General features: G+C 70.6%; 15 protein-coding genes. 4 read left to right on the top strand and 11 right to left on the bottom strand.

Going from position 1 to position 14,536, the window contains the following annotated elements; genetic code table 11:
- Positions 1-109: 109 nt before the first annotated feature.
- A complete protein-coding gene (locus tag ACIQJT_RS04835; protein WP_402639871.1) occupies positions 110-1,231 on the top strand; it encodes an FAD-dependent oxidoreductase in 1,122 nt (373 codons plus the stop codon).
- Between the two features lie 202 nt (positions 1,232-1,433).
- Here ACIQJT_RS04835 and ACIQJT_RS04830 read toward each other — a convergent pair whose 3' ends face one another.
- The 6 genes from ACIQJT_RS04830 to hisD form a co-directional block, all read right to left on the bottom strand.
- Positions 1,434-3,104, bottom strand: coding sequence for a glycoside hydrolase family 13 protein (locus ACIQJT_RS04830; protein ID WP_402639869.1), 1,671 nt, complete (start codon positions 3,102-3,104; stop codon positions 1,434-1,436).
- Positions 3,101-3,955, bottom strand: a complete 855-nt coding sequence (locus ACIQJT_RS04825; protein WP_402639867.1) for a nitrilase-related carbon-nitrogen hydrolase — start codon at positions 3,953-3,955, stop codon at positions 3,101-3,103. The genes ACIQJT_RS04830 and ACIQJT_RS04825 overlap by 4 nt, the downstream gene beginning before the upstream one ends.
- Positions 3,952-4,758: a carbohydrate ABC transporter permease gene (locus ACIQJT_RS04820; protein WP_402639865.1), complete on the bottom strand. Its 807-nt coding sequence runs from the start codon at positions 4,756-4,758 to the stop codon at positions 3,952-3,954. Before ACIQJT_RS04820 ends, ACIQJT_RS04825 begins: the two co-directional genes overlap by 4 nt.
- A complete protein-coding gene (locus ACIQJT_RS04815; RefSeq protein WP_402639863.1) occupies positions 4,755-5,771 on the bottom strand; it encodes a carbohydrate ABC transporter permease in 1,017 nt (338 codons plus the stop codon). Before ACIQJT_RS04815 ends, ACIQJT_RS04820 begins: the two co-directional genes overlap by 4 nt.
- Positions 5,768-7,129, bottom strand: a complete 1,362-nt coding sequence (locus ACIQJT_RS04810) for an ABC transporter substrate-binding protein (RefSeq protein WP_402640099.1) — start codon at positions 7,127-7,129, stop codon at positions 5,768-5,770. Before ACIQJT_RS04810 ends, ACIQJT_RS04815 begins: the two co-directional genes overlap by 4 nt.
- A gap of 153 nt (positions 7,130-7,282) precedes the next feature.
- On the bottom strand, positions 7,283-8,602 hold the full coding sequence (gene hisD / locus ACIQJT_RS04805) for a histidinol dehydrogenase (RefSeq protein WP_402639861.1): 1,320 nt from the start codon (positions 8,600-8,602) through the stop codon (positions 7,283-7,285).
- Positions 8,603-8,690: 88 nt separating this feature from the next.
- Between hisD and ACIQJT_RS04800 the strand changes: the two genes are divergently transcribed.
- Positions 8,691-9,608, top strand: a complete 918-nt coding sequence (locus ACIQJT_RS04800) for a LysR family transcriptional regulator (protein WP_402639859.1) — start codon at positions 8,691-8,693, stop codon at positions 9,606-9,608.
- A gap of 66 nt (positions 9,609-9,674) precedes the next feature.
- On the opposite strand, the gene ACIQJT_RS04795 is transcribed toward ACIQJT_RS04800, so the two are convergent.
- Both ACIQJT_RS04795 and ACIQJT_RS04790 read right to left on the bottom strand, forming a co-directional pair.
- Positions 9,675-10,052 carry a toxin Doc gene (locus tag ACIQJT_RS04795; protein ID WP_365462813.1) on the bottom strand — a complete coding sequence of 126 codons (378 nt, stop codon included), beginning with the start codon at positions 10,050-10,052 and terminating at the stop codon, positions 9,675-9,677.
- Positions 10,052-10,291, bottom strand: a complete 240-nt coding sequence (locus ACIQJT_RS04790) for a hypothetical protein (protein WP_402639857.1) — start codon at positions 10,289-10,291, stop codon at positions 10,052-10,054. Before ACIQJT_RS04790 ends, ACIQJT_RS04795 begins: the two co-directional genes overlap by 1 nt.
- Positions 10,292-10,743: 452 nt before the next feature.
- On the opposite strand from ACIQJT_RS04790, the gene ACIQJT_RS04785 reads away from it, so the two are divergent.
- Positions 10,744-11,148: a type II toxin-antitoxin system PemK/MazF family toxin gene (locus ACIQJT_RS04785; RefSeq protein WP_402639855.1), complete on the top strand. Its 405-nt coding sequence runs from the start codon at positions 10,744-10,746 to the stop codon at positions 11,146-11,148.
- Positions 11,149-11,459: 311 nt separating this feature from the next.
- Positions 11,460-11,738: a GlsB/YeaQ/YmgE family stress response membrane protein gene (locus ACIQJT_RS04780; RefSeq protein ID WP_020120489.1), complete on the top strand. Its 279-nt coding sequence runs from the start codon at positions 11,460-11,462 to the stop codon at positions 11,736-11,738.
- Positions 11,739-11,980: 242 nt separating this feature from the next.
- On the opposite strand, the gene ACIQJT_RS04775 is transcribed toward ACIQJT_RS04780, so the two are convergent.
- The 3 genes from ACIQJT_RS04775 to ACIQJT_RS04765 form a co-directional block, all read right to left on the bottom strand.
- Entirely contained in the window at positions 11,981-12,553 is a 573-nt protein-coding gene (locus tag ACIQJT_RS04775; RefSeq protein ID WP_402639853.1) for a DM13 domain-containing protein, read from the bottom strand.
- 136 nt (positions 12,554-12,689) lie between these two features.
- Positions 12,690-13,250 (bottom strand): hypothetical protein, encoded by a 561-nt coding sequence (locus ACIQJT_RS04770; RefSeq protein WP_402639851.1) that lies wholly within the window; start codon positions 13,248-13,250, stop codon positions 12,690-12,692.
- A complete protein-coding gene (locus tag ACIQJT_RS04765; RefSeq protein ID WP_402639849.1) occupies positions 13,247-14,269 on the bottom strand; it encodes a DUF4232 domain-containing protein in 1,023 nt (340 codons plus the stop codon). Before ACIQJT_RS04765 ends, ACIQJT_RS04770 begins: the two co-directional genes overlap by 4 nt.
- Positions 14,270-14,536: the final 267 nt, after the last annotated feature.

Raw genomic sequence — 14,536 nt, 5'->3', positions numbered from 1 at the left:
GGTGCAGATGGTTCTGATCGGTGAGCGTCTCCTTGCCGGGACGGGGCATTCCGTCCGCTCCCGGCGCTGAACATCGCCGACGCGTGTCGGCGCGACACAGGAGCGCAGCATGCAGAAGACCATCGCCATTGTCGGAGCGGGACTGGGCGGGCTGACGCTCGCACGAGTGCTTCAGGCTCACGGCGTTGCCGCGACGATCTACGAGGGTGAGGAATCGGCGGACAGCCGTGCGCAAGGCGGTCTGCTCGACATCCACGAGGAGACCGGCCAGGTCGCACTACGCGCAGCCGGTCTGTACGACGAGTTCCTCACTCTGGTCCGCCCAGGTGAGGACGCCAAGCGCGTGGTCGACCGCCACGGCACCGTCCTGTTCGACTCGCCCGCAGACCCCGCTTCGGCCCGTCCGGAGGTGGACCGTGGCGAACTCCGGCGCCTGCTCATCGACTCGCTGGCGCCCGGGACGATCAGGTGGGGCCACAAGCTCGCCTCGATCCGGCGCGGCCCGGACGGTGACTACGACCTCGCTTTCACAGAGGGTTCCGCCACGCGGGCCGACATCGTCATCGGCGCGGACGGCGCCTGGTCGAAGGTGCGCCCGCTGCTCACCCCCGCTCAGCCTCGCTACAGCGGAACCTGCTTCATCGAGATCGCCCTCGCCGCGGGCCGGGAGCACTGTCGGGCGAGCGTGGCGGCGATCGGCAGCGGCACGCTGATGGCGGTCGCGCCGGGCAGGGGCATCATCGCCCATCGCCACGCCGACGGGCACGTACGCGGATACGTGGCGCTGAACAAGCCCGAGGAGTGGATCGGGTCGATCGACTTCGGCAACCCGTCCGCCGGCCTCAGGCGGCTTGCCGCCGAGTTCGACGGCTGGTCACCACTGCTCACCGCGTTCGTGACAGAGAGCGACACGGAACCGTCGCTGCGCCCCATCTACGCCCTTCCCGTCGGACTTCGCTGGGACAGGGCACCCGGAGTGACGCTCGTCGGCGACGCCGCGCATCTGATGTCACCCTTCGCCGGCGAGGGCGCGAACCTCGCCATGTACGACAGCGCGGACCTGGCCGGCCAACTGGTTGAGCAACCCGATGTCGAGGCCGCGCTCACCGCCTACGAAGAGCGGCTGTTCCCGCGTGGTAGCGACGCCGCCGGCCGCTCGGCGCGAAACCTGGAGACGTTCTTCGGCCGGGAAGCACCGCAGAGCGTGGTCACGCTGTTCGATCGCTCCTGACGCAAGACGACAGTGCCACCCGGTACTCGGCAAGCCGCGCTTCCCGACTGCCCTGCGCCGGCACGTGGACCCGGACGGTCACCGGACCAGTGGCCCTGGAAAGGGGGCGCAGTCGCTCACCGTCGAGAACCGTCACGGGGCCGGAGGTCACATCACCGGCGCATGATCGAGGACGCCCGTCGGCAGTGTCCGCGCTGCCGCATCAGTCCCGCACGAGCCACACCGTCGTGTCCGGTGCCACGTGATCCGTCACCGCGGCGGAGGCGATCACGACGTGGCGGGAGGGGGGCAGTGGGACCGGCTGGGAAGTGAGGTTGGTCATCACCTCGATCGCGCCGTTGGTGAAGTGCAGGACGCCGTCCGGGGACGACAGCCAACGCAACTCCCCCGTCCCCAACCGGTGGTGGCGGCGCAGGCGCAGCAGGCCGCGATAGAGGTGGAGGGTGGAGTCGGGGTCGTCGCGCTGCGACTCGGCTGCGTAGGGGCCGTAGTACGAGGGTTGCGGGAGCCACGTGTCGGGGGTGTCGCTGAAGCCGAACGAAGGGCCCTGGCTGGTCCACGGCAGTGGTACGCGGCAGCCGTCACGGCCGCGGATGCGATGGCCGGAGCGTTCCCACACCGGGTCCTGCCGGGCGGCGTCCGGTAGGTCGGTCACCTCGGGGAGGCCGAGTTCCTCGCCCTGGTAGAGGTAGGCGGAGCCGGGCAGGGCCAGCATGAGTGCGGTCGCCGCTCGGGCGCGGCGCAGGCCCGCCGCGCGGTCGGGCTGGGGGTCGTCGGCTCCGACGCCGTGCTCCAGGGCGACGGGACCGTCGTAGCCGAAGCGGCTGGCGTGGCGCATGACATCGTGGTTGGACAGGACCCAGGTGGTGGGCGCGCCGACCTCGTCGTTGGCCGTCAGGGACTCGTCGATCACGGCGCGCAGCGCGTCCGGCTCCCAAGGGGTCTCAAGGAAGCGGAAGTTGAAGGCCTGGTGCATCTCGTCGGGGCGGATGATGCGGGCGGCGCGCTCGGGCGGGAGCCAGGCCTCGGCGCACAGGATGCGGTGGCCGTCGTAGGAGTCCAGCAGCTTGCGCCAGGCGCGGAAGATGTCGTGGATGCCCTCCTGGTCCCACATGGGGGGCATGACGCCGTCGACCGGTTCGATGACCCCGTGGGTCGGGTGGGGCCAGTCGGGCAGGCCGTCGGCTTTGACGAGGGCGTCGCAGACGTCGACCCGGAAGCCGTCGACGCCGCGGTCGAGCCAGAAGCGCAGCGTCGTCTCGAAGTCCGCGCGGACGGCCGGGTTGTCCCAGTTCCAGTCGGGCTGGCCTGGGTCGAACAGGTGGAGGTACCACTGCCCGGGGCGGCCGTCGGCTTCGGTGACCCGTGTCCAGGCCGGCCCTTCGAACATCGACGTCCAGTCGTTGGGCGGCAGGCCGCCGTCCGGGCCGCGGCCGTCGCGGAAGTGGAACAGGTCCCGCTCCGGGCTGCCCGGTGCCGTCGCCAACGCGGCCCGGAACGCGGTGTGTTCGCTGGAGCAGTGGTTGGGTACCAGGTCGACGACGACGCGGATGCCCAGGGTGTGGGCCCGGGCCAGCAGGGCGTCGAAGTCGGCGAGGGTGCCGTAGCGGGGGTCGACCGCGCGGTAGTCGGCGACGTCGTAGCCACCGTCGCGCTGCGGCGAGGGGTAGAACGGCGACAGCCACAGGGCGTCCACGCCGAGGTCGGCGAGGTGGTCCAGGCGTGCGGTGATGCCGGGCAGGTCGCCGGTGCCGTCGCCGTCGCTGTCGGCGAAGGAGCGCGGGTAGATCTGGTAGATGACGGCGGTGCGCCACCAGTCGTCGTCCGCGGCGAGGTGGGCGGGCGCGGGCGGTGTGGTGTCGGCGGACGTCATAGCTGGGGGCTCTCCTGGGCGTAGAGGTCGGTGCGGCGGTCGCCGAGCAGGTCGTTGTGCGGGGAGAGGGCCTTCTCCCGCGAGAGGTGGAGGAAGAGGTCGGCGACGGCCCGGGGCCGCTCGTCGTCGGCTGCGGCGGTGATCCAGCCGTACTGGTTGACGACGGCCGTGCCCTGCGTCCAGGCCTGTCCGCGCTCGGTGCCCGCGCGGTCCGCGCAGGCGATGTACAGGCCGTTGGCCCGTGCGGCGGCCTGCGCCTGGATGATCTCGGCGGGGCGTTCGTCGGCGGGGCGCTCCTCCAGGGGCCAGTTGGTCGGTACGGCGATGAGGTCGGCGCCCGCCGTGGCCAGTCGGCGGGGCATCTCGGGGAACTCGAGGTCGTAGCAGATCAGGACGCCGATGCGGCCGTGCGGGGTGGCGACGACCGGGGCCATGCGCTCGCCGGGGGTGAAGAACAGCGTCTCGCGGTCCCACAGATGGGTCTTGCGGTAGACGGCGCGCACTCCGCTCGCGTCCACGACGGCGGCGCTGTTGTACAGCACCGGGCCGCCGTCCTCGCAGAAGCCCAGCACCACGACCGTACGGGTGCCTGCCAGGAGGGCGCCGAGGTCGGTGAAGAAGGCGTCCCCGGCGGTGATCGCCGTACGCCGTGCCTCGTCGGCGTCGGCGAAGACGTAGCCGGAGGTGGTCAGTTCGGGCAGGACGACGATGTCGGCACGGTCGGCCAGGGCACGCCGTACGGCATCGAGGGCCAGCTCCTTGTTCTGGTCCAACTCCCCTACCTCAGGGGCAAGTTGTTCGCACACGACCCGGGCGACGCCGGTGTCCTCGGGCAGCAGGGGCGCGGTCACTTGACGGCTCCTTCGGTCAGGCCGCTGATCAGGCGCCGCTGGAGGAAGACGTACGCCAGCAGCACCGGCAGGGCGACCAGGACGGCGGCGGCCGCGGTGACCGCGGGGTCGCTGGACCGGGCGGCGCCGGAGAAGAAGGACAGCGCGAGCGGCACGGTCTGCACCGAGGCGTTGTCGGGCACGAGGATGAGCGCCAGCAGGAACTCGTTCCAGGTGAACAGGAACAGCACCGTGCTCAGCGTGGTCAGGGCGGGCCCGGCGATGGGCAGGACGACCAGGCGCAGGCTCTGCAGCCGGCTCGTGCCGTCGATGCGGGCCGCCTCCAGGAGCTCCACCGGCACGGACGCGAAGAAGGACCGCATCCACAGGACGCCGAGTGGGATGGACAGGGCGATCTGCGGCAGGATCAACGCCCCGTAGGTGTCGACGAGATGCCATCCGGTGAGCAGCTCGTAGAGCGGCAGGACCGTCACCTCGTAGGGCAGGACCAGGCCCACGAGCAGCAGGCCGACGATGATCCGGCCGCCCGGCACCCGCATGGTGGCCAGCGCGTAACCGGCCAGGGCGGCGAGCACCACGGTGACCACCACGACGGTGACGGCCACCAGCGCGCTCGACAGCAGCGCGGGCCCGAACCGGCCCTGCGTCCAGGCCGTGGAGTAGCTGGCGAAGGACACCCCGCCCGAGCCGGCCACCCCGTGCAGGGACGAGACGACGATCGACACCAGGGGGAAGACGGCGACGACGGACGCCAGGACGAGCAGCGCGTGGGTGGCCACGCTCTCGCTGCGGGCGATTCTCATGACTGCACCTTCCTGCCCGGGCGCGCGAAACGGCGGAGCGGGCGCTCGCGTTCCCGCAGCGCGAGTTGTACGACGGTGACGACGGCGAGGATCACCACGGTCAGCACGACGGCCAGCGCGGAGGCCCGGCCGAGCATGCGGTTCTGGAACGCGTCCTGGTAGACGTACAGGCTCGGCACGGTCGTGGTGGTGCCGGGGCCGCCCCGGGTGGTGTTCCAGATGAGGTCGAAGTTGCGCAGCGCGAAGGTGACGGTGAGGATCAGCGCGATCGAGATCTGCGGGCGCAGTGCGGGCAGCGTGATCGCGAAGAACTCCCGCACGGGCCCGGCGCCGTCCAGGCGGGCCGCCTCATAGGTGGAGCGGTCGATGGCGACGATGCCGCTGAGGAAGAGCACCATGCACAGCCCGTACTCGACCCAGGCCCCGATCACGCCGACCGACGGGAGGGCCGTGTCGAAGTCGCCCAGCCAGCTCGTGGCGAACCGGCCGAGTCCCACGGCCTTGAGGGCCGTGTTGACCGGCCCGTCGACGGCGAGCAGGTTCCGCCAGGCGACGGCGACGACGACGCTGGACAGGATCTGCGGCAGGAACAGCACCGCCCGGAACACCGTCAGTCCGTACACCCGGATTCGGGACATGGAACCGGCCAGCAGCAGGCCGACGCAGACCGGCAGGACGGCGTAGAAGAACAGCAGGACCAGGGAGTGCAGCAGCGCGGCGCGCAGCCCGCTGTCGGTGAAGACCGCCGTGTAGTTGTCCCAGCCGACCGGCGTGCCCTGTGTCAGGCCGTCGTAGGCGTAGAACGAGTACCAGACGGAGATGCCGATCGGGTACAGGACGAACACGGCGAAGAACGCGAGTGCGGGTGCCACGTACAGCAGCGAGGACCAGGACAGGGAGGCGAGGTAGGACCGGAGGGAGGGGCGGCGGGGGCCGTGGGTGCGGCCGGTGCGGGCCGCTGGAGGCGTCGGGGCGGTGGTGCCCCGCTTCGGGGTGGTGGCCGCGGTGGTCATTGCGCCTGCCTCGCCTTGAGCCAGGACGCCTGGACGGCCTTCAGGAACTGTGTGTCGCCGGTGCGCCCGGCCATGACCTCCTGGAGCTTGCCGCCCATGACGTTGAGCATGTCGGAGGCGGTCCAGTCGTAGTAGCCGACCTGGGTGCCCGCGGCGATCGTGCGCTTGAGGGCGTCGAGGGTCTGGGTCTGCAGGCTGTTGGTGCCCTTCACGCCGTCGGTGACGACGGGCAGCCGCCCGGTGTCGAGGATCACCTGACCGGCCTTCGGGGTGTGCAGGGCGGCGAGGAAGGCGACCGCGGCGGGCGTGAGCTTGGAGGAGGCGGAGATGTGCCACGGCGAGGCGGTGGCTCCCGCGCCGCCGGTGGTCAGCGCGCCGAAGCCGAACTTCGCCGGGTCGAGCGTGGCCCCGTTCCAGGAGCCGCCGACGAAGAAGACGCCCGTGCCCTTGGCGAACCGGCTGATGGCGTCCTCGTTGCTCAAGCCGTCGTAGCCGGAGCCGAAGTAGCCCTTCTTCGCCCAGTCGGCCATCGTCCGGGCCGCCTTGGCGTTGCCCTCGGTGACGAACGTGGTGCCCGCCTTGCCGCCGATCCAGTCCCGGATCGAGGCCGGTGTCTGCTCGGTGACGGCCAGGTCGGAGAAGATGTGGGTGGCCGCGTACTGGTCGCTGTTGCCCAGCATGATCGGCTGCTTGCCGGCCTTCTTGACGACCGGCAGGTCCTTCTCGAGGTCGGCGAGGGACCGCGGGGGCTTCAGGCCGAGTTCTTCGAGCTGGGCCTTGTTGTAGTAGATGCCCTGGACCTCGCTGATGGGCGACATGCCGTAGAGGTTGCCGCTGCCGAAGGCGGTGCCCGATCCGTTCCAGCGGGCGGGGGCGAGGGTGCTCGCGCCGGTGCCCGTGATCCAGCCGTAGGCGGCCGCGACGTCGTCCAGGGGGCGCACCAGCTTCGCCTTGACCAGCGCCCCGTCGACCGCGTAGCCGATGTTGCCCTCGAAGAGGTCGGGCGGGTTGGTGCCGGACGCCGCGTTGACGACGGTGGCGATCAGGTCGTCGAAGCTCTTGTAGGTGATGTCGACCTTGACGTTCGGGTACTGCTTCTCGAACGCCGGCACCACCGATTTCATCAGCGGCTTCTCCGCCTGGTCCGCCCACATCCGCAAGGTGACGTCGCCGAGGGCGGCGACCTGTCGGGCGGTCACGGGGTCGGTGACGGCGACTATGTCGCCTGTCGCGGTCCCCTTGCCCGCCCCCGGCGGACTGCAGGCGGCGCAGGCGAGGAGGGTGGCCAGCGCGACGGCCACGGCGGCGCCCGCGGTGGAGCGGGGCGGGCCTGCGCCTTCGCGTCGTAGCGATTTCATATCGTGCACCGGTTCTCTGTGCTGATCGGCGGATCGTAGGGGCTGCTGACTGCTGGGTCGGGCGGTGGCCGACTGCTGGATCAGAGGGTTGCTGACTACTGACCAAGAGGTTGAGGAGACTTTTGCGGAGGGGTTGGCGGATGGGCACCCGTGTCAGCCCGCGTAGGTGCGCAGCCGCAGGGTGGCCGTGGCCTCGTGGGCCGCCATGCCCTCGCTGGCGGAGATCACCTCCACCGCCTCGGCCAGCAGCGGCGTGGCCTCACGGGCGATGCGCTGGTACGTGAGCGGCTTGAGGTAGCGGGAGACGGACAGTCCGGCACTGTGCTTGGCGCCACCCGCGGTCGGCAGGGTGTGGTTCGTGCCGGCCATGCCCTTGTCCGAGTAGGCCACCGTGCTCCAGTGACCGAGGAAGAGGGAGCCGTAGTTGCGCAGGGCGTCGTGGTACCAGTCGTCCTCGCCCGTGTGCACCTCCAGGTGCTCCGGGGCGAGCTCGTCCATGACCGCGACGGCGTCCTCCCGGCTGCCCACCAGGATGACGGACCCGTAGTCACGCCAGGCCGGGCCGCAGATGTCCCGGGTCGCCAGGGTCGAGAGCTGCCGGTCGACGGCGGCTACGACGTCCCGTCCCAGGCGCTCGGAGGTGGTGACCAGAGCGGCCGGCGACGTGGGACCGTGCTCGGCCTGGCCGAGCAGATCCGCTGCGACCGCCTCGGCGTCGGCGGTCTCGTCGGCGATGACGGCGACCTCGGACGGGCCCGCGAGCAGGTCGATGGCGACCGTGCCGAACAGTTGCCGCTTGGCCTCGGCCACGTAGGCGTTGCCGGCGCCGACGATCATGTCGACGGGCGGCCGGTCCAGGAGGCCGAAGGCCATGGCCGCCAGGGCCTGCACGCCTCCCAGGACGTAGAGGTGGTCGATGCCGGACAGGTGCGCGGCGTAGGTCACGGCGTCGTTGGCACGGCCGTCCGGCTGGGGCGGGGTGCACCCGACGACGGTCGGGACGCCCGCGACCTTGGCGACGCCGACGGTCATGAAGGCGCTCGCGGTGAGCGGGAAGCGGCCGGCCGGCAGGTACGCCCCCACGGCTCCCACCGGCACGTACCGCTGGCCCACGACCAGGCCGGGAGCGATCTCCTCCTCGAAGTCCGACAGGTGCGCGCGCTGCAACCCGGCGAAGCGCTGCGTGCGCTCGGCGCCGAGCTCGATCGCCGCCCGCAGCTCCTTCGGCAGCCGGTCCCCGCTCCGCGCCACCTGCGCCGCGTCCAGCTCGACCGCGCCGTCGGGCTGGCCGTCGAGGGAGCGCGCGTACCGGCGGATCGCGTCCACGCCGTGGCGCTCTATGTCCGACAGCATGCGGCTGACGGTCTCGATCACCTCGGGGTCGCGCTGGGCGGGCGGTGCGTCGACGGCCGGAGCCTTGAGCAGGGTGAAGCGGTTGGCCGAATCAGTGGTGAAGCGGTGGCTCAATTTCATACAGCAGAGCCTGAGGCAGCGCTTGACCCAGGACAACCCCGACTTTTCCTCGACCCTGCATAGGGTCGCCCTATGGCACGATGGCGACATGTCCTCCCCGACTGTCGCCGCGATCACTCTCAACCAGCTTCGCGCCTTCCTCGCCTCGGCGCGCCTGGGCACGTTCTCCGCCGCCGCGAACGAACTGCGGACCACCCAGCCGTCCGTCTCGGAGCTCATCCGACGGATGGAGGACCACTACCGGGTGCCGCTGTTCACCCGCGGGCCGCGACGGCTGGTCCTGACCGCGGCCGGCGAGGAACTGCTGCCCTACGCGCAGCAGGCGATCGAGGCCGCCGACGGCGCGGACCGCGCCCTGCGCTCACTGACCTCTCTCGACGGGGGCGTGGCCACCTTCGGCCTGCTGCGCAACGCCGACTACTACTTCCTGTCCGAGCTGCTGGAGACCTTCCACACCCGCCACCCCAAGGTGCGACTGCGCATCGTCGGCCTCAACTCCGTCGAGGTGGTGGAAGCCGTCGGCGCCGGCGACCTGGAGGCCGGGCTGGTGGTCCTGCCCATCGACGCCGAGGGCCTCGAGGTCACCCCCCTCATGCGCGACGAGGTGGTCTACGTCTCCGCGGACCCGAGCCACACCGCACGACCGGTCACCATGACCGACCTCGCCGCCGCGAACCTGATCCTCTACGACGCCCACTACGGCTGGCGGGACCCCACCCGCCGCCAACTCGCCGAGCGCGCCCAGGTGGAGGGCGTCACCCTGTCCGCCGCCATCGAGGTCGAACACGTCGAATCCGCCCTGCACATCGTCGCCCGGGGCGCGGGAGACACCATCGTCTCGCGTGCGGTCGCCCGCAGCCGCGTCTTCCCGGACAACCTGCACACCGTCGGGTTCGCGGAGCCGTTGTACGACACCATCGCGGTGGTGCGACGACAGGGGTCGGTACTGTCACCGGCCACTCGGGAGATCACTCGGCTGGCTCGGCGAATGCTGCTTGCGCACTGAACGGGCACCGACGGTGTGGCGGAGAGCGGTCTCGCTCGGGCTCCGCACGGGAGGCAGCCGTCCCGCTCAGATCCTCCAGGAACGGAGCTGGTCGGCGACGTCGGGGACCCGCAGGCGTGTGTCGCGGATCTTCCGTACGAGGTCGGACAGGGCACCGTAGGGAGGGTCGATCCCCTCCCCCGACTGGTCCATGTACTGCGCGGCGACGAACGCGGCGAAGAGGCTGTTGCGGAACGGCAGGGGCTCCAGGCGCACGATGGTGTGCATGAGCGCGGCCGCGCGCCAGGCGGCGTCCGGGTCGGCTGCCTGAAGGGTGGGCAGCTTTGTCCTGTGCCGGGCCACGGCGGCGACCAGGGCGGAGTAGTCCTCGACGGACATGTCCTCGGAACCCAGGGCGGCCTCCTGGACGTCAAGGAGCCAGGAGACGTCGATGTGCAGGTGCATCAGGCGGCAGCGGTCCCGCCCTGGCGTTCGGCTGGGGGGACCTCATCCGGGAAGGCGTCGTCGAACTCGTCGCGCAGCCGGTCCGCCCAGGCACTCGCGCCCGCGACGAACTGCTTGCGCTGCATCTCGCGGACGCCGAGGTCGTGCAGGTACTGCTTGAGACTCTTGCCCTCGGCGGCCGCCGCCGCGCGGACGCCTTCGAGTTCTTCGTCGGTGAAGGGCACGTTCAGAGATGGCATGCACCGGATGGTACCTAGTAGGTACCGGGCGAGGGAACCGGCAATCGTGCCCTTGGCCGGGAGCTTGTCGGTACGCGCGATGTTCGCGCAGGGCGGCCGGCGGCAGCCGCAGGGCATCGGCGCGGCCGATCCGAAGTTCGTCGCCGGCCACCGGGGGCCGACGGGTTCGAGCGGTGCCCAGCGGGGGCCGGCCTGCGTACTCGGCTGTTCTGGCGCGACTGGTCCGAGAGCAGTCCGCGAACCAAGTCCTGCACCCGGGACCGGGGTTCAAGCCGCGGGGAGCGGGCCCGCGATCCGCTGTATCAGGCCCTGGACTGACTCCTGCCACCGGGCACGGTCTACGCTGTGCCCTGCTGCCACCGCATGATCTACAGTCCTCACGCGCCGATGATCAACGGTGGCCGCACCCGTTTTTCGCAGCGCCCTCACCGCAGATCGCGCCAGGAGGACAGATGCAGCACGGCGAAGTCTGGTGGGTCGAGTTCGATGAGCGACGGCCGGTCGTGCTGCTGCCGGGAGACGAGGCGTCCGGGCTCCGGGCGATGCAGGTCGTCGCTCCGGCGGGCGTCGACATCAGCGGTCTGGGCATCGAAGTGACCGTGGGCGCCGCGGAAGGACTGCCCTTTGACGGCGTGCTGCGGTTCGCGTTCCCACGTCCGGGCTTCACCCCTTGCACGTGGTTGACCACCGTGTCCCGGGACGACCTGGTCGAGCGGGCAGGCGTGCTGCCCTCCATCAAGCTCAGGGAGATCGAGGACGCCCTCCGTGCTGCCGGCCGGCCGCAGGAGTGGACCGCGACGGCAGCCGCGAAACTCAGCGAGATGAGGGATGCCCTCCGCCTCGGTGGACTGGAGTAAGCGGGCAAGGGACGGACACCGCCGACGGTGTGGGCGATCTCGTCCGGCTGATCAACGCCGGTGATCTCGCGGCGCCCCACACCAGCGAGTTCACGGTCGACGTATGGAGTGCTAGGGCACGTGGTTCCCGGCGCCCCGGGTCTCCACCGACCCGTTCGGCGAGGGCGGAAAGGCGCACCCCGGCTTCACCTCGCCCGGCATCGACAGGGTGCGAGCGACCCCCTCCCCCAATCGATCATCTTTATTCCAGGTTTATCAATCCCGTCCGCGCGCATTCGGGTGAGGAAGGTATTTCTGAACGAGGAGGAGACGTGGGCATCATCGCCTGGATTCTGATCGGCCTGCTGGCCGGCGCTATCGCCAAGCTTCTGCTGCCCGGCAAGGACCCGGGTGGCATCATCATCACCATGCTGATCGGCATCGTCGGCGGTCTTCTCGGAGGCTGGCTCGGCAAGGTGATCTTCGGTGTCGACTCGATCGACGGTTTCTTCGACCTGTCGACCTGGATAGCCGCCATCGTCGGCTCTCTCATCCTGCTCGTGCTGTACCGAGTGGTCACGGGTAATCGACGGTCCCACCGCCACGCCTGACCTGCCGGACTCGGCCGGGTGTGCCGTTTCGACGTAAGGCAGGCTGAGGCGAGCATGCCCGTGACACGCAGCCCGAACTTCGCGTGAAACGGACGGAGACACAACTGATGCGGGCCACGGACGCACTGTCCGTGGCCCGCATCAGTTGTGTCCGCTCCCCGCGACCCTTCCGAGCGATCGGGCGGCGACGTCAGAACTCCCCCCTCTCGACCGCGGCGCCCCGGGCCATCGGCCGGCACCCCTCAGGCGCGGGCGAGTTCGGCCGCGCCGAAGGACACGTCGAAGCGGTCGCACCAGATGCTCACGCTGGTGAAGGCGGAGGGATCGACGTCACCGGGCACGGTGTAGTTCTGGCTCCCCTTGTTGCCCTTGAGCTTGCCGAGGCTGACGTGCTTCCCGTCGTCGAACACGCGCCAGCCCGCGCTGCCCTCCTTGACCGGCGCGTCGGTCAGCCACACCCGCAGGTCGGGGCCGTTGCTGGTGTCGAGGTTCTCCAGCCGGACGACATGGGAGCCGTCGGCAAGCCGTACGAGCTTCACCGTGCCCTTGGTCGCGTGCTCGTGGCTGATCAGGTCACCACTCGCCACCGTCCGGGGCTCCGCGACCGAGCTGGGCGATGCCGGCGCGGAGGCCGTGGGCTCCGCCGTCGACGGGGCCGAGGTGGTCACGACTCCGGGCAGCGCCTCCTCCACCGTCTCGTCCTGCCACAGCTTCCACGGCTGGAACCAGTACAGCCCGAAGCCGACAGCGACGACCGCCACCGCCAGCGCCCCCACGGCCAACGGCCTGCCCAACGTCTCCCGCACGCGCCCCATCCCGGCCTCACTTCCACGGATCTTTCCTGTCGGCACCTCATTCAACGGTGTGCACGGCCGTGGCACAGCCGGGACGAGATGACGAAATCCTTACGTCCCGGGTCCTCAGCGGTCGGTGCCGCGTGCCATCATTTGCTCACCGGCCGTCGGTCACGGCCCTGAACTGCCGCACGAACGTTCCCGGGTCCCGTACGACCTGCCACAGGCCGATGGACAGCAGAGCCAAACTGACGGTGAAGCAGACCCAGAACACGAACTGGCCGCCGGTCGCGAGATCGTGGGTGCTGCCGTCCTCGTAGCGGCAAAAGGCCTGCGGGGGAAACGCCTTGGAGCTGCCCACGCCCCCGTAGTACATGGAACACGGGTCCTCACCGGGGTCCTTGATCGTGTCGTCCGCCGTGACGACAAGCAGCCAGGACAGCGCCGCCACCGGAACCGTGCCGAACACGATCATCTTCGTCCAGGTCTGCAGGCGAGGGTGTCCGAGGAGCCCGAGCAGGGCGACCAGGCACACCACGAACACCGCGCCGACGACCCCGGCCGTGAACGCCATCTCGAAGACCTCCCCCAGAAGCCACACGACTCCGGCCACTGGTGGCGTGGTGAGGAGGACGACCTTGACCCCGGATGCGATGCGCGGGTGCGCGAGGACGTACACGGCGAGCGCGCACGCGATCACCACGAGGAACGCGATCACGGACGGGCGGCGGCGCCGGCGGGGTCACTGAACGTGTCGTCCTTCCGCCACGGACCGACGCCGAGTTTCCCCGTCGTGCCGAGGTCGAGTTCGGGCACGACCATCACGGGATCAGCGGCGGGTGTGGCCCAGACGCGGACGTAGGGCGCATTCACCGGTTCGCCGGCCTGGGTCGTGTTGCGCCAGGCCAGTCCGGCCACGGCAGCCTGCCCCGGCCGCAGGACGACCAGTTGGGGCCCGCTGTCCCCTCCGAGGCCGGTGCTGATCTGATCGGTGCCCTGGAGGACGCGCACACCGTCCACGGGGTGGTGGTCCTCGTCCTCGAGCGCGAGTTTGGGATAGCCGTTGAGACGGACGTGCCGGGTACCGCAGTTGACCAGGTGCAGGCCGACGACGCGCAGGCCCATGGCCGCGTCTCCCTCGTCGGCGTAAAGGCGCATACCGGAGTCAGGGCACGTGCCCGAGGCGGACGGCGCCTCGGCTGCGGGAACACTCCGCACCTTGATCACCTTTACGCCGGTCACGGGTCCGTTCCCGGTCCCCTCCCCCAGGACGACGGTGCCCTTGACGACCTGCCCCGCACCGACCGCCTCGACGGTCTTCCGAACGTTGTCGCCCCCGGCTCGGGACGCCGGGAGGAACCCGAACGTCACCGTGTAAGTGGCCTTCTCCGTCCGCTTATTGGTGATCTCGAAGTCCGCGCTGTAGTCGACTCCCGCGCAGCCGCTCTGCGGGCCCCAGGCGTACAACGCGGTGATCTTCACGCCGTCCCCGGCCGTGCCGTCACCGTTCGCGGAGGGCAGGGGCAGCGCGGTCGGCGTGCCGGAGGGGTGGACGGACGGCTCCGCGGACGGCGGGCTGCCGTACTGGGGCAGGTCCGACGGACACAGCGCCTCTGCTCTCACCGGCCCGCCCCCGGCGTCTGCGTCCCCACTGGACGAGGCGCGCTGAGAACCACACGCGGCGAGCAGCAGGGCAGCGGCGAGTACGGCGGGAACGGTGCGGGAGGCGGTCGGCATTCGCCCACCCCACCAGGCGACACCCCCGGCGGGCTGTGGCGGAGCCCACACCTCCGGTCACAGCGCTGTCACAGATCATTTTGGCGGGGAGGTTCGCGGTCGGCCCTCTACTGCCTTGCTGCAAGGGCGAGTTCGGTCACCCCGGCAGCCCGAGGGTGGGCGCTGCCTCCGGCTGCCGGGGACCGCGCCAGCGGGTTCCGGGCCCGCGACCGGTGGATGTCGGCGCGCCTTCCCCCGACTCACCCCACGGTTCACGGGACGTCGTGG

The organism is Streptomyces sp. NPDC091972 (genome assembly GCF_044756385.1).
Taxonomy (GTDB): domain Bacteria; phylum Actinomycetota; class Actinomycetes; order Streptomycetales; family Streptomycetaceae; genus Streptomyces.
This window is presented reverse-complemented; position numbering and strand designations above follow the sequence as displayed.